Genomic DNA, 19706 nt, shown 5'->3' with positions numbered 1-19706 from the left:
GTTTTCTTCTGGGGCTCAGGCGAAAAAATCCAGTATTTCCTCTGCCGAATTCACAATTTTAAAGGGATGGGCATTTTTCAGTTCTTCCTCGGTTCCGTAACCATAAGAAACTGCAATGCATTCCAGTCCGGCGCGTCTTGCCCCAAATACATCATGCTCTTTATCCCCCACCATGATCACCTGGTCACGGTGTTCCGAAAGTCCCAGCCGCTTCAGAGTTTCCTCGATCACCTCTGTCTTATTGGTTCGTCTACCCTCAGGCTCACTTCCAACCATCTCGTCAAAATAAGAATCAATATGGAAATATTCCGCAACGATCTTCACGAAATTCTCTGGTTTGGAAGACGCAATGGCAAGCTTGTATCCTCTTTGTTTCAGTCCAGATAACATTTCCGGAATGCCAGGATACAGTTCATTCTCATAAATCCCCACTGGTGCGTATCGTTCTCTGTAAATCTCAACTGCCTTTCTTGCTGTTTCTTCGTCAATTCCCGCATATTCCTGAAACTGCTCCAAAAGGGGCGGTCCCACAAAAATGCGCAGCTTCTGAAGATCTGGTTCTGGTTTTCCTACCTTCTCCAGAGCATATTGTACGGATTTGGTGATTCCCTCCCCGGAATCGGTGAGAGTTCCGTCCAAATCAAATAAAATAGCTTTGTACATCTGTGTTTTGCCTCCTGTATCGTCATGTAATTTTTGTCGTTGATTTTTCAGGTCTTTCGCTATATGAGTGTTAATTATAACATCATTTCTTTATAACGTCCAGATGGCAAAATCTTAGTTAATGGTTACCATTCACTCCATGACCAGTAACAATTGATGCACACTTTCAAAACTCCCATATAGGCATATGCACAATTCTTCTCCCATCTATTACAGCAATCACTTTCACAGTATTTTCCTTCGCTGTAATCGGCTGGTCAAATATAAGGGTATCCCCCTTCTGGTGCCAGAAAATCTCATCACCATTTAGGTTCAAAGACAGAATTGTAACATCCTGCTCACCGGTAGTTCTTATAACTTGTATTTCAGGATATTCATTTACAGGGACTGTTTCTTCGTGTACAAAACGTATTGTGCCATTTTCATTGTCATTTATGTTATTGTTTTTATTTATGTTTTCATTTTTTTCTCTATTTTCATCATTTCTGTTATAGAATCCAAGTCCATGAGATGTCTTTGTCATTCCGACTGCTGTAAAAACCGTGCCGGCCCCCGTGAGCTTCAAGTACTCACTGGTATTTTCTTTTTTGGAACTTTCCGTAATTTTTGCTTTGACCCTATTCTCTTTTTTCCGATCAGTATTCTTTGTTTCTCTGGCAGTAATCCTGCTTTCACTTATATTTTCATCTGCTGCGGTATCTTCTGACTTTTCTTCTTTGCTTTTTGAGCTATCCTTCTTTACACGAGAAGTGTTTTTTGTAGTATTGCTTTTAGACTCAGTTCCATTGGCACTGTTGTCTGCATTTATATTCGTTTTCTTATTCTCTGCGTTTTTGTTTGCCGGTGAGGCTGCCGTGACACTGTTTTCTTTCTTTATTTCTTTCCTATTTTCTTTTGGTCTTCTCTCAGAACCCGCAGCTTGAGGTTTTTCCCAGCCCTCCTTATCACCTGTGTTGTCACCGTTCTCTGTTTTCGACAAGCCAGCTCCTGCGTTGCTATTATTGTTGTTACTGTTATTATTCCCGCTGTTGTTATCGTTACTGCTGCCGCTATTATGACTGTTATTATTACCGTCATTTTCTATGTCATTACTGCTAATACCGCCATTCGCGCTGTCATTATTGCTGTTGTTATTACTCGCATTACCATTACTGCTCCCATTTTCTTTCTGCTCTGGCTCCGTAGTTTCCTGGTTTCCTTCAGCCTCCTCCCAATTATCAAATATACCTTCATCAGCACCAATATCGATATCAAATCCTCCAAATTCCCCACCATAAGTGTAAAGTATACCAACTTTGGTAATAAGTAAAATCACTGTCACCATCAGATAAATTCCAGGTTTCCGAAAGTTATTCCAGATGCTGTGCGAATATATACCTTTTCGATTTGAATTTTTCGCAATTTTTCTCCTTATGCTTCTCCATCTTTTCATTTTCCCTCACCTGTTTCACTTTCCATCTGTTTTTCCCAGATTTCAACGCTCTTACAATCCGTCCCATCTGCCTTACTGCTTCTGTATAAAACATAAAGTCTCCTGCTGGAATTCTTCTGACCTCTTCGCAAAAGGAACAGTCCATATTTCCCATACCCTTCTGCAAATTCCGGCGCATACAAAAGCAGCTGCTCATAATACACGGCGGCCCGTTCCCACTCTTTCTGAAGTTCCGCATTTACCGCCAATAATAAAAGCAATTTTCTCTGCTCTTCATCTTTCGTATATTCTTTTTGCAGTTTTTGCAAAGCACTTTCTGCATGCTCGCATTTTTTAAGAAGAAATTTATCTGCTTCTTTGTCTGTACTTTTTTTATCCGCTTCTGCTGCAAATTTCTTTGACAACGAAGAAGACTCATTTTCCTCTATCTCGTAATATCCTTTCGTTACTTCTGCCAATGCACTTTCGAAAGCTGCCTGCTGCTCTGATCCTGCAAGAAATACACCTGCAGCCAGCAAAATCCCCGTAGTTCCAATCACCACCGCTGCATTTTTTCTGGCAAGCCCTTTTCTTTTTCCTATACCAGAAAGCATTTTTCTTGCCTGTGCCGCATTTTCAAATCGTCTTTTCCCCTGAGGCCGGGTACATTTATAGAGAAACAAAGCAAACCCAGGAACTTTCCACAAAACAGATAACCAGTTTTTTCCTGCCAGCGCCTGTAATGTTTTTCCCAAAGCATAAAGATCACTGGAGCTGTTTACTTTTCCCTCATATTGTTCTGGAGCTGCAAAGCCTTCTGTTCCCATACAGATCCGCTGATTTTCTCCAAATCCAAACACCGCGCTCCCAAAATCCACCAGATACAATTTGCCCGAATCTGAAAGCATAAGATTATCCGGTTTCAAGTCCCCATAATATACCGGCGGCTTTTGCCCATGAAGATATTCCAGAACTGCAAGCACAGTGTCTCCGTGGGAAAGAAGCTCATCCACTGCAAAAACATGTCCCTCCTTTAACATCTGTCCAAGGGACTTTCCACGAATATATTCCATGATCAGATAACAATGATCCCCATTTTCCACATAATCTACCATCCGTGGAATGGATGGATGTTCCAGAAGCCGCAGCAGTCTGGCTTCACGCTTTTTCTCAAGGGGAAGTTCTTTTACTGCCCAGTAATTTCCAAGCTCCATATCCCTGGCAAGGTACAAATGCCCCTCCCCGCCTGCGCCCACCTGCTCCAGGATACAGTAACGCATTTTCAAGATCATACCTGTAAGATTGATGATAATCACCTCGATTTTCACATAAAACGCAACCCTTTACCAACAACAAAAACGAGACAAAAAAGGCTTCAACTCCTTGTCCGCGTAAATTAAGTGAATGCTGCCGATGACTTCCGGCAAATGATAAATATAAACAGAATAAAAATTAGTGATTATGAAATGCCCGCTATTCTGAAGCATGATAAAAAACTCCAGATCAGACATGTAAGAATGTAATTAGAATTATAACATTTAAAATCCACTGTGAAAAGCACTTTATAAAAATTTTATAAGTGCTTTTCACAATCTCAGATTAAATCTGAATCGTCCTTCCCAGTTCTGCGGACGTTCTGTGTGAAATGGAAATAACGGTACGATCCTTTGCCACACGTTTCAATGCGGCCAGAACAGCCTTCTCTGTCTCCGCATCCAGGTTTGCAGTGATCTCATCCAGAAGAAGCAGTTTGGGCTCTGCCACTGCTGCCCTGGCAATGGATAGCAGCTGCCACTGTCCCTGGGAAAAAATCTCCGGGGTGCAATAAGTATCGTAACCATTTTCCAGACTCTCAATTGCCTCTTTTAAACCTGTAAGCTCTGCAACAGCCTTTACCTGACGCTCAGAGATCCGGTCATCATATAATGTAATCTGGTCGCGTACGGTTCCCGGCACCATGTGAAAAGTCTGCTCTACGTATCCAAAGAGTTTCCGTCGTTCTCCAGCCCTCACAGCCGTTGCCGGAATGCCGTGGAGCAGTACCTGCCCCTGATCCGGCTCATAAAGTCCAAGAAGCAGCTTCAATATCGTACTCTTTCCTGCACCAGTTCGTCCGAGTAGAGTCACCTGATCGGTATCCATCACCTTGAAATTCAGATGTTCCAGCACCACATGCTCATCATAGCCGAAGGTTACATTCCGGAATTCTACAAACGGAAAACTATTACTGCCAGACGCTCCCAGTCTGTGCCTTTCTTCCATATCAGCCATCGCTTCCTTTCGGCTAATCTTTTCATTTCTGTTTTCTTCTATTTTTGTTGCCGGATTATTCCAGGTTTTCTCGGTATCTCCATTCTCCTGTGCGCCATTTTCTTTCTCCTCCAGCCCAAAGAATTCATTAATCCTATGGATTCCAGCTACCGCGGACTGGATGGTCTGAATCTCCATTCCAAGACTTTCCACCGGCGAAAAAATCTGTGAAATATAGTTGATCACAGCCACTGCAGTTCCCGCAGACATTCCAAAAAACGTGAGCACCATCTTATTTCCAGATGCTGAAAGCAGCATCACAGCTGCAACCACGACTGCATTTAAAATCAAGATCACCGGTGAATATACTGCATCATAAAAATTGGTTCTCTCCATTGCCTGGTAACTTTCACCGATGTAAGTGTCGTAACGCTCTTCCATATATTTTTCCCTGCCAAGGCAATGGATGGTACGGATATTATGAAGGGTTTCCGGCACATGTCCAGAGGCTCTTCCCACAGCCTTACGGTTTTCGATCTGGGCTGCCAGCATGTTTTTCTGCACATGTCTGGTAAACCAGAAAAGAAATGGCAGTATTACAAGAAGCACCACAGCGAGACCCTTATTTTCAAACCAGATCACCACCAGAATACTGATAATCTTGCAGGCGTCAGCAAACATACTGATGATCCCTGAGGTAAAAAGATTTTCCACAGTATCTACATCACCAACAAAGCGTGAAGCCAGAGTTCCAGGTTCCAGCCCTGTCAGTTTGTCAGAAGTAAGGCATATGAATTTTTCCATAAGGCTGCTTCTAAGTGCATGTGTGATTTTCTGCCCAAATACGGTAAGCAGACCTTCCCTGGCAGATTCCATGAATCCGGTAAGTGCAAGCATTGCAAAATAAAGGAAAATCACCCAGAATGTCACGGCTTTTCCCGCTGTGACTGTATCTACGATTTTTGCCAGGATCAGCGGCGGGATAAGAGCCGTTACCACTGCGCCTGCTACAGCAAAGACAATACCCATAGACAGCCATTTCTGCTGCAGAACTGTTTTCCAGATCACACCTTTTACCTGTCTTTTTTTCGCTTTTGCAATTTTCCCTTTTCCCTTGTTTTCTACCGGAAAAACATTTGCATCTGACCTTCTGCTCTTTTCCAAAATCATATTTTCTTCTGATTTCACGTTGTTCTTATTTCTGTCTGTCTTCACTCTCTGCACCTCCTTCCTCAGTAAATAATTTCTTATACTCCGGTACCTTCACAAGTAATTCTTCATGCGTACCCACCACTGTTTTTCCATCTTCCATCCAGATGATCTGATTCATCTGCGGAAACAGATACAGACGGTGGGAAATCAGCAGCACAATATTCTCTTTCGCCTGTGCTTTCAAATTGGCAAAAATCTGTCTCTCGGTGCTCTTATCCAAAGCCGAAAAAGGATCATCCAGAACCAGAACTGGCTTTTTGTGGCAAAGAGTTCTTGCAAGAGCCAGACGTTTTCCCTGTCCGCCCGAAAGACGTACGCCACCATTTCCTACCAGAGTCTGTAAACCATCATCCATCTCATTTACTTCTTCTGCCATGCAAACCATTTTCAGGAAATCCTCTGTCTTTTTCTGTTCACCCATAAGCACATTGTTTTCCACGCTGTCGTTAAACAGCTCCGGATCATGACCAAGATAGCCTATGATATTCGTCTGCCAGGATTGGGGCATATTCTGAAGCTCTTTGCCATCCACAAGAATCTGACCTTCATATGGATACTCGCACAAAAATACTTTTCCCAAAGTAGACTTTCCGCAGGCCACTGGTCCGGTAATTCCGATTATCTGCCCTTTTTCAGCCTTGAAGGAAATATCCTTCAGAATCTGTTTCCCATCCGGATAAGCAAAATTCAGATGACGGACCTGCAATTGTTTTACGTTCCTGTAACGAATTTCTGACTGGGCTATCTCTAGCTGAGATAGTTCCTTCTGCGACAATGTTTCTTCTGCATGTTTAGCAGACACATTTTCGATCTTTTCCACTTTCCCATTTTCCAGAATTCCAGACACATTTTTCTCACTCTTTGGAATTTCTTCCTGCTTTGTCAAAAGCGGCTTAATACGCTTCCAGGAAATCTGCGCCTTGTGCACTGCATTAAACAGCTTCGCTGCACTGGATGACTTCACGGACAGCTTCACAAAACATGCCAGGAAAGTAGTAAAAGATGCAATCGTCCATGTGCTCCAGCCTGTTCCCAGAACATTTTTCTGTCCAAAATACAGGATAAACAGTACCCCGGTCATGGAAATGATCCGGTACAAAGGCGGCATGATGGAATTCCAGATATTCGCTTTTACTGCTGACTTTTCATAAGCGGTAAGATTTTCTTCATATGCCTTGCGGCGATCCTCTTCACATCCAAAAACACGGTATGTAACAGCATTTTCCGCCCGATCCAGAGTCGCTGTACTTAAATGTCCAGACTGCTCTTTGTATGCAGTTCCGGTTATCTGGATCATTTTTTTCATTTTTTCCGCCGTCATATAAGAAACCGGCGGGAAAATCATGCAAAGCAAGGCAAGCCTGAAATCATACCACAAAAGCATTCCTGCATAAGCAGCCAGGGCAACTCCTGTATCAAAAATCTCCGTAGTGAATTTGCGCATTCCCTCTACGCAGTCATCCACATCCAGTATTGCCTTGGTCATAATGCTTCCCTCCCCCTCTTCCCGAAGGCTTGCACGACTTTTCCGCACCAGACTGGCATACAGGATTTCTTTCATTCTGCGATTTACATTGTTGGCAAAACGCCGCACATAAAACCTCTTGATATATCTGGCAGTCTGGACAATTGCAATGGCGGTCACATAGCCCAGCACCAGAACCAGCATATCTGAAAACTGGTCAGCCCCTTTCAGGATATCCACCAGGCAGCCGGTCATTTTCCCCTCAAACCAGGGACCTGCCAGAAGGCCGATATTATAGATCAAACCGGATATAGTCACTGCCAGAAGCACTTTCCATTCTTTCTGAAAATAGGAAAACACCCTGTCCGGCAGAAAATTTGTATGATGTTTCGCTTTCATCTGACATTTCCTTTCTGCCTTAAAGCATAACGATACAAAAATGAGACAAAACACACTATGTAAGCTTTACCTCTTATCGCAGCAGCCGTCAGCGTCTCATGCAGGCATGAACCTGGTCACGTCGCTTGCGTAAAGAAAAAAGGAGCCGCTCACTTCCAGCTTTTCCAGAAAGTGCCGCAGCTCCATACCACAGACCATGCCCTCATAATCTGCTTATTATTTTATTACATCTTATCCGGTGCCTCGAATCCAAGAAGATCAATACTTGTCTCAAGCACTCTCTTGGTCAGCTGCAGAAGACGGATATAGGATTCCTTCTGCGCCTGATTCTCTTCACTGAGGATCTTGGTCTCATGATAAAAGCTGTTGAATGCATTGGAAACCTCATAAATATATGCACAGATTTTATGCGGAGCTTTTTCCTCAAATGCACTCTCGATCATACTTCCAAATCCACTGAGCTGAAGCATCAGGTTCTTCTCGCTGCCGTTAGATGCCGGAAGGATCTCACCTGCTTCAAGATTTCCGCCTGCTTCCACATAACGGTTCAGGATGGATTTGATACGAACGATTGTATAAAGGATGTACGGACCTGTATTTCCCTCGAAAGAGGTGAAGCGGTCTACATCAAAAATATAATCCTTGGTAGCCTGATTGGAAAGATCGCCATATTTAATTGCTGCCAGACCTACAATCTTAGCAGTATCTCTTGCATCTTTATCACGGACACTTCTGTTCTCTACGATCTTTGTGAACATTTCCTCATCAATATCGGCAATCAGGTTCTCAAGGCGCATAACACCGCCCTCTCTTGTTTTAAACGGTTTGCCATCTTTTCCATTCATAGTACCGAAGCCAAGGAAGGAAAGCCTTGTATCTTCTTTCACAAGACCGGTCTTTCTTGCGCAGCGGAAGACCTGGATAAAATGAAGCTCCTGACGTTTGTCAACAACGTAAAGGATCTCATCTGGCTGGAACAGCTTCATACGCTCTACAATTGTGGCAAGGTCTGTAGTAGTATAAAGAGATGCTCCATCTGATTTCAGAAGCATACATGGCGGGATTTCCTTGGTATCGGTCTCCTCTTTAACGTCTACAACAAGCGCTCCCTGATCCTCATATGCAAAGCCTTTTTCCTTCATCATCTCTACCATGTCCGGAATGTAAGGCTGCGCATCAGACTCTTTTTTCCACAGATCAAAGGATACGTTCAAATTCGCATAGTTTCTCTTAAGGTCTGTAACAGAAACACTCATAATGTGGTTCCAGAGAGCCATGTACCCCGGCTTACCCTGCTGAAGAAGATGAGTTGCCTCCAGTGCTTCCTGACGGTATGCCTCATCCTCCTTGGATTTGCCGCTTGCACATGGATAAATCTCCTCAAGCTCACTGATAGTAAAAGGTGCCTCTGCAGGATATTCACCTGTATAGCTGTCATCAAAATATACAAGCTCCGGCTGTCTGTGCTTCAGCTCTGTAATGATCAGTCCCATCTGAAGTCCCCAGTCACCAAGATGAACATCACCGATCACCTTATGGCCTACGAAACGACCGATTCTCTTAATACTTTCACCAATAATTGCAGAACGGAGATGACCTACATGAAGAGGTTTGGCAACATTCGGTCCGCCGTAATCGATTACGATGGTCTTCGGCTCTTTGGCTGTGTCTGCACCAAGCTTCTCATCCTTCTCCATCTCTTTCAGATAATCTGCAAGAAACTCTTCGCTGACTTTCAGGTTGATAAATCCGGGCTTTACCATTTCTTTCATGGAAAATACTTTGGAATCTGCCAGATTGCCCACTACGTCATCTGCGATCATAAATGGTGCTTTCTTATAAGCCTTAGCTCCCGCCATGGCACCATTGCACTGGTATTCGCAAAGATCAGGACGGTTGGAAACGCCTACTTTACCGTAGGATGAATCGTATCCTGCTTTTTCAAATGCTGCAGAAAGCTCTTCTGCCATGTAGTCTGTAAGTTTTTTCATAAATCCTCCTAAATTTTCTTCTCAGAGAGAATACTTCTGTTTTCTTCTGAATTCGTTCCGAAAATATATATTCTATTTCGGAATCTTTTCTAAAAAAATCAATTCTTTTCAATTACTATCTATATGTGACATCCAAAACTAATGTTTATAAACTATAGCCATTTCTTAGCTTCTATGCAGTCACTTTCTTAGAACATGCGATTGCAAGAGAACCATATCCAATATGGCATGCCACACTAAGTGACAGCGGATCCATATGGATTTCCATACCAGGAAAGGTTTCCTGCATCTCCTGCTTCCACTCTTCTGCCTCTTCCGGATTACCTGTGTAAGCAGCCTGAAGACACATTTCTCCATTCTGGACAAACGGTGCAAAGCGTCCCTCAAAATCTGCCTTCATAGCCTTCAGCATAGTACGTCTGGCCTGCTTCTTGCCTCTTACCTTGGCAAAAGCATCCAGCTTCTCACCCTGGAGCTGCAGCACCGGCTTCAGATTCAAAACGGTACCGATTGCAGCTGCAGCAGGTGTGATCCTGCCGCCCTTTTTCAGATATTTCAGGGTTTCCAAGGTAATATAAATACTGGAATTAAATTTCTCTTCTTCCAGGATCTTCTTAATTTCAGCTCCGCTTTTACCTGCATCCCGAAGGGCAATCGCGTCCACCACAGATTGACGCTGGGTTACGGAAATTCTCTGATTATCTACCACGTACACTCTGCCCTCATACTCCTGGGCAAGTCCCATTGCAGTAGCACAGGTAGCGCTGAGACCACTTGACATGGGGATCTGTACAATCTCATCATACTCTTTCAGAAGGTTGTCCCATAATCCCATAGTCTCTCCCGGGCTTGGCTGGGAAGTGGAAATAGAAGCATCCGACTTCAGCCACTGATAAAATTCATCCTGGCTCAGGGTAATTCCCTCCAGGTACATTTTCTCATTAATAAAAAAAGGCATAGGAATAACAGACACTCCAAGTCTGCGTCCTTCCTCCTGTGTAATGCCGCTGTTACTGTCCGTTACAATGGCAATCTTACTCATTCAATCTCTCCTTATCTCATAAAAACTCATGTTCCTGTTCACTTCGTTCACAGCAACAGGCTTCGCGAACCTTACCAATGAACAGTAACAAACTTGCCGCCGTCCTGCCTTTTCTTCTGGCAGCTGGTTCTTTTTTTCCCAGTAAACAGCGACTGTAAATCTTCTTTCCCTATTCAGGGTCTTAAAGTCTATTATAATACCTGCGCTCCAGTCTGGCAAACACTTTAAAGAAAAGTCTCGAAAAAAATGTACCAAAATATTTCTTCATCTATAAAATTCTTTTGGCAAAAAAGAAAAAAAGACAGCCTACACCGCCCCTATAAGCAGTGCTGCTGCCCCACATTTTATAATACAGCCAATTCCGCTCATCAGCCGCTCCGCCTGCGCCATAGTTTTCGGGAACATGATGTACCAGCGGAAAGCTTCCATTGTTTTCCGGATCTTCGCAGGCCAGAAAGAAAAATCTGACCATTTGTCCGGCAGCCAGCTCTGGGGAATATGGGATAAAAGCCTTACGCAAAAAAAAAGGCCGATTCCCCACAGTAAAATTCTAATAACAAAGCAACTGCATTTTCTAAAATCAATTTTCTTTTCTCTATTTCTTTGAATTCCATTTTCCCAGATTTCGTGCTCCATCTCATACAGCCACCTGGAAACAGTTATTATAAGCATTACAAGAAAAGCCACTGGAAACCAGGGCAAAATCACTTCCAGCCAGCTGTCATCCACTAATATTCCGGATAGTCCGTTTCCCACGAGAAAATCAGATGCAGCACCCTCCAGATTCTGACCTTTTTTCCCTCTGATCAGAACCTGAGTACAAACCTGATTTTTTTGTGACGGACGGATAAGCATCGTATGCTGATTCCAGGATACCACACCCCGCACTTCGTAAATCTGCTCTCCCACAGTCAACTGACTTCCCGCACAATTTTCACTGCCGAAAAGCTCCAGGGCTGTATCTTTATCGATCACGCATCCGGTTTCATCATTCTCTTCTAATAAAGCAGCCTGTCGGTCATACAAAGCAGCCATTCCCACAATGCCTGTCACCCGGGCATTTGTCTGTCTGAAATCCTCTGGATTCGTAACCACCTGAACGCCTCCATTCCACACAAAACAAAAATCTGTAATCTCATCACTACTTTGATAATTTTCCCAGATCTGCTTCGCCAGGTTTACTGCAGGATAATCTCCATACAGTTCAACCACCGCTGTGTCTGTTTTTCCCACCTTCACATAATCTTTCATTCCAGAATAAAATAAAAAGGAGGCCAGCAATGCTGTCATAATTATTCTCATATATTTTAAAAAATAATTCTTCTTTTTACTTTCCATGCTAATTTTCAGAAATCCTCACCCTGCTTCCATCCTTCAGTTCCCTGTCTGCCTGGACGATCACAGCCTGATCCGTAGAAAGGCTTCCCTCACCCAATGCAGCAGTTGTCTGGTTTTTATCCTGCACAGTAACTTCCACTTTTCTTGCAACCATTACCGTTCCAAGCACTGTATTTTCTGTGTCTGTAACATACACATAGACCTTCCCATTCTCCTGGTACAGCGCTGAAAGCGGAACGCAGCAGGAATAAGGCCCAGCATCTTTTGATATGGAAAAATCTCCGCTCTGACCGATGGACAGACTGTCCGCCGGTATTATGATGGACAGGTCGCGAATATCATTATCCTCCTTATTTTCTGTTATATTTTCCACTGTTGCACCAGAAATATCATTATTGTTATTGTCTGTGATTTTCACGTCTGCACCGGCAGACACATATTTTATATCTTCTTTTGAGATGGTACCAGTCATTCGAAGAGCACCATCGGCTGAATATAAAACTACTGCTGCAGTCTGTCCTGTAAGGTCTCCGGTTTGCACGGACAGACTTTTGATCACACCGTCAGAAGGAGACGAAATCACTCCCTCTGTACTTTGAAGCACTGTAACCTTTTCCATATCTGCTCTGGCATTTTCCAATTCTCTTTGTACGTTCTCCAAAGTACTGTCTGAAGCCTCCGGCGTACTGGCATCGGACACCGCTTTTCCGGCACTTGCCAGAGTCTGGTTTCTTCCCGCGATCACTTCATTTAATGCTTCCTGTCTGGCTCGCAGATCATCCTGAAGGGCAGTTTCTGTGGCGGAATCATCCTCCTGTGTTACAGTGATCTCACCATCATTAAACCCTTCCTCTCCATCTGTGAAGCCACTTAAATCATCCCCGGAAGTCTTTGCTTCCTTTTCCCTGTAAAATTCGTCAAGCCGCTGTTGGGCTATCTGAACTTCCGCCCTTGCATTATCCACGGAAACATTTCCGCTTTGCACAGCCAGATCATAAGAATTTCCAGCCCATGCCTGTTCCGCTGCACGCTTCTGGCTGTTCACCTTTTTCTGGCTTTCCAGATCCTTTGCCTGCCCTTCCAGAGTTTTTATTTTATCGTCCAGATTCTTCAAAGCCGCCTGAATGCTGTTCTGGAATAGCTTCAATAAAATATCCCCTTTTTTCACAGTCTGCCCTGCATGTACCATCACCTGCTCCACCTGCAGATTTTCCAGTACAAACACCGCCACTTCCTGACTGCCCTCCACTTTTCCAGAACCTTTCACCTCATGAGTGATCATCTGATTTGCCGGGTTCTTAGTCTGGATCTGTATCACATTTACAGAATCCGAAACTCTTGACAATATGGTAAAAATCAGCATCATTACAAAAAACAGGCAAGTTGCCTGAATTAATTTTTTCTTCATGTCAAACTCCCATTCTGTTCCTGAACATATTTGTAAAACACTCTACATTCTAACTATTTCTTTTAAATTCCATTGACAATATATTTTATCAAACTGTCGTTTTTTATCGTCACTTTCCAGTTGTTTCTCTTTTTATTCCTTTACCGCCGTAGAGACAATTCCCTGCTCCAGGTAGTCCTGTCCGGACAAAAATACCAGAACTGCCGGGGCCAGCGCCACCACAGAGGCCGCAAATGCAAACCCTGCCTGCTCCAACTCAATATTAGGCAGGTACAAAGACAACGGCCACAATTCTTTTGTTTTCAAAAATGCCATCGGCTGTTCGATCAGATTCCAGTATTCCAGAAAGCCCAGAACAATGGCAGAAATGACGCCAGGTGAGCCCAAGGGGATGGCAACTATAAAAAACAGTTTAAGCTCACCTGCACCGTCAAGTCTTGCCGCTTCCAGAAACGCCAGAGGAATCCCTTTGAAAAAGCGGTACATAATAAATATGGGGAATGTAGAAAAAAACGCCGGGAAAATAATCCCCAAAAGCGAGTCAAGAAGCCCAATTTTATCCAACACCAGATAATTGCCAAGAAGCATAACCTGAAACGGCATCATCATCAGTGCAATATACAAAGTAAACAATATATTTTTCCCTGGAAAATCAAATTTGGCAAATCCCCATGCAGCAGGCATTCCAACCAGAAGCCCGCCAGCGAGGGCACCAGCCGTAATCTTCACCGAGTTCCAGAACATTACGAAAAATTCCGGTGAATCCAGCAGTACTTCCACATAATGTTTCAGAGTCGGATATTCCGGAAACAGCTTCCAGGAAGCATATCCTTTCGCCCCCTCCTGCAGCACTGGAAACAGCAGATCTGTAAGCTCATTTTTTCCCATAAGAGAACCAACTACCAGAAATAAAACAGGAAATATAAAGACCAAAGCTAAAAGTACAAGAAAAAAACAAGTTATCTTTTTCACATCTTAATCCTCTCTTTCCCATGCTTTTTGCAGTAAAAGTACCAGAACCATGATCGCAATTCCAGTAACAACTGCCGCAGCCGCCATCTTATCCATGGCCAGGTCTCTGTACCAGTTATTGAACAGATGCTGCAGAAGATACATGTTCTCCTGTGGATAATCTCCTGCGACCAGATAAGCCTCCCGGAATACTTTAAAGCCGTTCAGCAGCGACAGAACTACAATGGTAAAAAGAGAGGGTAAAAGATTGGGACAGGTAATCCTGGTAAAGCATTTCCAGGCACCTGCTCCATCCACCTTTGCTGCCTCATAAAGAGATTCCGGAATTGTGGAAAGGCCTGCCAGCCACAGTACAATGTCATACCCTAAATTTCGCCAAATATAACTGATCACCAGCACCCAGAAGGTAGCCTTTGTATTCAACCAGTCTATACTTTTCAACGACAACATTTCCAGAAAATGGTTCAAAAGCCCCTGTCCATTAAAGAGTACTTTCCATAAAATTGCCACAGAAGCAACTGGAATGGCCATTGGAAGCAGAAATGCGGTTTTCATCAGCTGCTTCTGATTTTTCCCAAGTCCATTTAGCAGGACAGCAGCTGCCAGTGACAAAACCACCAGTAACGGAATACAGATTCCGAAAAACCGCAAGGTATTTTTCCCGGCAAGAAGAAATGCCTGATTGGAAAATATCATCTGATAATTCATAAATCCAGTAAACACTCCATTTACAGCTCCCAAAAAAGATCTGCGGATCACATCCACATAAGGAAGCAGCCAGAATACACAGACTCCTGCAAAGCTAGGGAGAATAAATAAAATCCCTTTCAGGGCATGTTTTCTTTTCAAAAAATTTCCTCTTTTCTATCTTTCATTCAGCATTATAAAAATAGCAAAGAAATCTCTATTCTTTCTCTAAAGCGTGTTTGAAAAAGGCTTTCTGCAAGATGTGCGCCACAATTTGTGGGAGATTTTGTCCGGTTTTCAAACAGGCTTTAAAATTAATTAGAGAAATTTTAGAGATTTGCGTATATAATGGATAACAGATTATAAGAAGAGGAGTTTCTTATGAGAATCTTAATAATAGAAGATGACAAAGATCTGGCGCAGCTTACAAAGCTTGCACTTGAAAAAGAAAATTTCACGGTAGATATATGTCTGGATGGTGCGGAAGGTCTTTACTATATGCAGGAAAATATGTATGATCTGGTACTTCTGGACCGCATGCTTCCTTCCATGGATGGAACCCAGGTTTTGAAAGAAGCCAGACAGTCCAACATCTCAACCCCTGTTATTTTCCTTACGGCACTTGGCGAATTACAGGACAAAGTCAACGGATTGAACTGCGGAGCAGATGATTACATGGTAAAGCCCTTCGCCTTTGAAGAGCTTCTTGCAAGAATCCACAGCATTATGCGCCGTCCCGGAAAATGGGGTGACTTAAATCTTCTGAAGCTGGGAGATATTGCTTTTGATCCTGAATGCGGGCGCCTTACCAAGGGTGCAAAAGAATGCACTCTTTCCGGCCGCGAAAGTGCTCTTCTGGAAGTATTTCTCCGAAATCCCGGTCAGGTTCTTCCCAGAAACCTTCTTCTCTCCCGCGTATGGGGCATGGAATCCGACGTAGAAGAAGGAAATCTTGACAACTACATACATTTTCTCCGTCGCCGCCTGAAATCTGTGGAAAGCACACTGGTTCTCAAAACCATACGCGGGATAGGTTATCAGTTGGAGGTCTGCCAGTAAACAGAAATCTCATTTTATTTCGGTAATCTTATCACAAATGTACTTCCGCCACCCGGAGTATCCAGAATACGGATACTCCCTTTATGTAACGTCACAATTTCCCTGGCAATGCAAAGTCCAAGTCCAAAATGCTGTTTCTCCTTTCTGGCCGGATCAGCCCTGTAAAATCTTCGGAATACAGCCTCCTTATTCTCATCCGAAATTCCCGGACCATTATCCTGTACATAAAGCTGAAAATATTTTTCATTTTCTTTTACTCCCATTTCCATCCTGCCACCGACCGACACATAGCTTGCCCCGTTATCCAAAAGGATTTCCAGTACCTGACTGATTCTGGCACTGTCACACTTACAGATAGAAAGAGGCTCCTCTGGCAGAACTACTTTCAGGGAAATCTTTTTCCCATGCAGAATAGGCTGGTATTTCTCATATGTATCCAGAAGCAAGGTATCAAGCTCACAATCTGTCTTCATAATACTCCAGGATTTATTGTCAGCATTTGCAAGAGAAAGCATATCCCCGATAAGCCGGGACATCCTGTCTCCCTCACTTTTTATGGTTTTCAAAAATCTGCCGGCATTTTCCCAGTCAGATTCCATTGCCTGTACACTTGACAATATCACAGCCAGCGGAGATCTCAGTTCATGGGATGCCGAAGCAATAAACTGGGTTTGTTTCCTTTGATTCTCTTCCAGAGGGCGAAGCATTTTTCCTGTAAAAAACCAGGAAAATGTAACCAAAGCCAGAACTGCAAGCAGCACCATACCTCCAAACCAGACTCTTTGATGAAAGATCTGTGTTTTCAACCCATCAAGAGGATATACCAACACCAGGCTTAACACGCCGCTTCCCTTAGGAATCAAGGCTGTACAGGCATAAAAATCTGAAGTTTCAAAATAAACCGTTTTGGAAAGAGAGAGGCTTCCCATATAGTCCACATCAAGCCCCTGCTCTTCCCGGGAAATTCTGGCAGCCTCTGTCAGCATATTTTCTACAGAGCTCAGATCCTCTTCCTTTTTATCCTGATTTTGGCTTTCTGTATCCAGCTTATCAAAATACAGCTTTTTTCCGTTATTCCGAATGCGAAATTCCACTTTGTATTCCTGCTTTGCTTCCAGTATCCACTTGTGAGAAAGCACAGTCTGATTTTCCAGATAAGCCACACAGGAATTTCCATTATTTAAAAATCTCTCGTAAGTATTATGGGTAAGCCCCCTCTCGGAGATCACAAGACAGGAAACTGCCATCAAGATCAGTATTCCGCTTGTGATCAGTGATGCAAATATGGTCATTTGCCTGTGAAGCTTTTTAAACATCTCTTACTCCTTCTATTCTGCCAGATACAGGTTCACCTGCTGCATGACTGCATTTACCGCCTCATCAAGGCTGATTTCCCCATTCAGGTAACGCACTCCGTTTTCACAGACAGCACTGGTAATGATTGTATTATCCAAAACCGGAGTTGTAAGCATTTTTCCAAGCTGTTTTAATTCATTCACCTTATCAGCGGACGGAACTTTTATACTGTATACTAATTCCTGACCGTTCTCGCTGTTACTGCTGCCGCCAGTAACTAACACGTTTCCAGCCTCTCCCTGATTCCAGTAGTCCTCTCCATTGTAAACAGCTTCCACTACAGGGAAACCATCTTCTCTGGAAAGCATCTGTCCTTCCTCAGAAAATAAATATTCCACGAATTTCTCAGCAGCAGCTTTCTGGGAAGCTCTGGAACTGATTCCGATTCGGCTGACCGGAATGAAACAATTTGCCATCTGCCCATTCCAAAGTGCATAGGACAAGGAAGTATCTATCTCTTCCATAGAATTTACAAATGCAAAATCCAAAGGCGAAAAAATATCACCCAACGCAAATATACAGTTATGGGAAAGCAGCACAGCAGTTTCTCCAGAAATACTGCCTGCTCTTTCATATACTGGCTGTCCACTGTCATCAAAAGCCTGTGGATACGCAGCCTTTAATTCATCCATAGCATCCTTTCCAGCCTGATAAATCCTTTCGGACTGTTCCAGAAATACCTTTATCTTTTCTTCATCCAGAGTTCCATCCTTTTTCATCCATGCTGCGGAACTGTTGTCTGCCAGTTTTTCCAGAAGTGCCTGTGGATACATGGAATAAAGTAAGGGCAGCTTATAGATGCTTTCCGAGGTCAGTCCATATTCATCCTTGTGCTTCGTGAGCACATCAGCAAGAGAAGCCAGGTCTGTCACTTCCTGCACATCCTCCTTGTTTCCCTCTATCATGGGAATTCCAAATTTCACTGGCATCTCATAGATACTTCCATCCTCTTTTGTATAAGCACTTTCTATGTTGTCCAGTAATCCTGCCTCTTTCAGAATTCCACTTAAATCCTCCAGCATTCCCTGTTCTGCATAGGTTTCGGAAGAAATTCCGTCCAGAATCAGAATATCCGGTCCTTTTCCTGCCATAATCTCCGTATTCAGTGTTTTTAACGCATCCGTGCGTGTTACACCATCGTTTCCGGACATTCCGGTTTCCAGTGTGAGATAAATATCCGGATATTTCTTCTGAAACATAACAACTGCCTGTCGAATACCGGAATTCTCTTCCAGGGAATATATGGTGAGCTCTGTATCCGGTACAGTTGGAGTATCTGCAGAATACTTATAAGAAACCAGCCTTCCGCAATTTAAACCGGAATTGTAATCAATTTCCCCAATGTAAAACACTCCTTCCGAATCCATTGCCATACAGTTAAATGCCTTATTTGAAGAGCTTATGGAATTCAGGCTTCCATCAATTACCTGCTCAATTACATTGCCGCCAAATGCATAGCGGTATAAACCAGTCTGATCCACATAGAATACGGTGTTTTTCTCATCGCCATCCAAAAACAGCAAAGCAGTACCGGAGGAATTTCCAAATTCCAGATTTGCAGGAGTCTTTTTCAGCTGGGCAGTCAGTGCATCACCTCCATCGGCAGGCTTACCTGAAGCCACATCATAATAATGCACATCTCCATCTGTAATCACGATCAGATACTCAGAAGTCACACACATATAATCTGTGGTTTTTCCCTTCTCATACTCATGAACCACTGCCCCGTCAACAGGATTGATTTCCCTGATTCCATTTCCTGAAATCTGCAAAAACAGATTGCCATTTTCCCCGATATCTATACTCCAGGCCATGGTTTCATCCAAAGCTTCTCCAATTTCAACCTTCTTTCCTTTACCGTCAGTCGGACAATAATAATATTCCATACTTCCCATGCTGTTCTCATCTTCAGATTCTATATACACGCCGATCAGAATACTTCCGTCTCTCCCAAGCGCTGCTTTATAAATGGATTCCCCTTCCACCCCGAAAAGATCGGCAACCGCCTTCCCATCCGCCCAGGTCTTGCCCTTGTCAGAGGACTGGTAGAGCATCAATTCGTAATCACTGTTTCTTGCAAGCATTTTCAGGCTTCCCTCTTTCATAACCTGCAAATCCACAATCTCCATACAGCCTTCCGGCACGGCCAGTTCATTCTCCAGATACCGTCCCATTGCTTTGGATTCCACAGAATCTGCCTTGTCCTTCCCTCTGTCAGTACTGCCGCAGCCCATCAGGCTTCCTGCTCCCACAATGCATAGACATACTGCTGTAGAAACAGACAGAACTTGTTTCCATTTTTTATATTTTTGCATATTAAAATTCTCCTTCCAGTGGTATGCAATAATCCTACCAAAGGAATCTCTATGTAATCTCTAAACAAGTATATCATGTTTCCCCTTATATTTTGCAAAATTATAACCGACGAAACATAACATTGTCTATAGCCTGTC

Annotated in this window: 15 protein-coding genes; 2 read left to right on the top strand and 13 right to left on the bottom strand. The window is 43.3% G+C overall.

All coding sequences use genetic code 11. From position 1 onward, the window contains the following. Positions 1–15 precede the first annotated feature (15 nt). The 11 genes from AB5642_RS08155 to AB5642_RS08105 all read right to left on the bottom strand — a co-directional run bounded on the left by AB5642_RS08155 (position 16) and on the right by AB5642_RS08105 (position 15000). Entirely contained in the window at positions 16–663 is a 648-nt protein-coding gene (locus AB5642_RS08155; protein ID WP_118579450.1) for an HAD-IA family hydrolase, read from the bottom strand. Positions 664–829: 166 nt separating this feature from the next. Then, on the bottom strand, positions 830–2095 hold the full coding sequence (locus AB5642_RS08150) for a hypothetical protein (protein WP_368371534.1): 1266 nt from the start codon (positions 2093–2095) through the stop codon (positions 830–832). Further along, the gene (locus AB5642_RS08145) at positions 2092–3402 is read right to left on the bottom strand and encodes a serine/threonine-protein kinase (RefSeq protein WP_173718316.1); all 1311 of its coding nucleotides are present in this window, start codon (positions 3400–3402) and stop codon (positions 2092–2094) included. Before AB5642_RS08145 ends, AB5642_RS08150 begins: the two co-directional genes overlap by 4 nt. A gap of 271 nt (positions 3403–3673) precedes the next feature. Beyond that, positions 3674–5539, bottom strand: a complete 1866-nt coding sequence (locus AB5642_RS08140) for an ABC transporter ATP-binding protein (protein WP_330382705.1) — start codon at positions 5537–5539, stop codon at positions 3674–3676. Beyond that, positions 5520–7400 (bottom strand): ABC transporter ATP-binding protein, encoded by a 1881-nt coding sequence (locus tag AB5642_RS08135; protein WP_173718315.1) that lies wholly within the window; start codon positions 7398–7400, stop codon positions 5520–5522. The genes AB5642_RS08140 and AB5642_RS08135 overlap by 20 nt, the downstream gene beginning before the upstream one ends. 224 nt (positions 7401–7624) lie before the next feature. Next, a complete protein-coding gene (gene argS / locus AB5642_RS08130; RefSeq protein WP_118579438.1) occupies positions 7625–9391 on the bottom strand; it encodes an arginine--tRNA ligase in 1767 nt (588 codons plus the stop codon). Between the two features lie 172 nt (positions 9392–9563). Continuing rightward, a complete protein-coding gene (locus AB5642_RS08125) occupies positions 9564–10433 on the bottom strand; it encodes a DegV family protein (protein ID WP_173718314.1) in 870 nt (289 codons plus the stop codon). A 306-nt stretch (positions 10434–10739) separates the two neighbouring features. Beyond that, complete coding sequence (locus AB5642_RS08120) at positions 10740–11723, bottom strand: ABC transporter permease (RefSeq protein WP_173718313.1); 984 nt, start codon at positions 11721–11723, stop codon at positions 10740–10742. Positions 11724–11772: 49 nt separating this feature from the next. Further along, positions 11773–13179, bottom strand: a complete 1407-nt coding sequence (locus AB5642_RS08115) for an HlyD family secretion protein (protein ID WP_173718312.1) — start codon at positions 13177–13179, stop codon at positions 11773–11775. 132 nt (positions 13180–13311) lie between these two features. After that, a complete protein-coding gene (locus tag AB5642_RS08110; protein WP_226837636.1) occupies positions 13312–14151 on the bottom strand; it encodes a carbohydrate ABC transporter permease in 840 nt (279 codons plus the stop codon). 3 nt (positions 14152–14154) lie between these two features. Continuing rightward, positions 14155–15000, bottom strand: a complete 846-nt coding sequence (locus AB5642_RS08105) for a carbohydrate ABC transporter permease (protein WP_173718311.1) — start codon at positions 14998–15000, stop codon at positions 14155–14157. A 77-nt stretch (positions 15001–15077) separates the two neighbouring features. Between AB5642_RS08105 and AB5642_RS08100 the strand changes: the two genes are divergently transcribed. Continuing rightward, positions 15078–15194 carry a DUF6783 domain-containing protein gene (locus tag AB5642_RS08100; RefSeq protein ID WP_368357298.1) on the top strand — a complete coding sequence of 39 codons (117 nt, stop codon included), beginning with the start codon at positions 15078–15080 and terminating at the stop codon, positions 15192–15194. A gap of 25 nt (positions 15195–15219) precedes the next feature. After that, complete coding sequence (locus AB5642_RS08095) at positions 15220–15897, top strand: response regulator transcription factor (RefSeq protein ID WP_118579423.1); 678 nt, start codon at positions 15220–15222, stop codon at positions 15895–15897. 14 nt (positions 15898–15911) lie between these two features. On the opposite strand, the gene AB5642_RS08090 is transcribed toward AB5642_RS08095, so the two are convergent. Together AB5642_RS08090 and AB5642_RS08085 are read right to left on the bottom strand one after the other, a co-directional pair. Next, positions 15912–17213: a cell wall metabolism sensor histidine kinase WalK gene (locus tag AB5642_RS08090; protein WP_173718310.1), complete on the bottom strand. Its 1302-nt coding sequence runs from the start codon at positions 17211–17213 to the stop codon at positions 15912–15914. A 12-nt stretch (positions 17214–17225) separates the two neighbouring features. Next, the gene (locus AB5642_RS08085) at positions 17226–19568 is read right to left on the bottom strand and encodes an ABC transporter substrate-binding protein (protein ID WP_173718309.1); all 2343 of its coding nucleotides are present in this window, start codon (positions 19566–19568) and stop codon (positions 17226–17228) included. Positions 19569–19706: the final 138 nt, after the last annotated feature.

The sequence above is a fragment of the Ruminococcus sp. 1001136sp1_2201st1_G3_2201SCRN_220225 genome, assembly GCF_040924365.1.
In the GTDB taxonomy this organism is placed as follows: domain Bacteria; phylum Bacillota; class Clostridia; order Lachnospirales; family Lachnospiraceae; genus Blautia_A; species Blautia_A faecis.
Note: the sequence above shows the minus strand (reverse complement) of the source record. Positions and strands in the feature narration are given on the sequence as shown.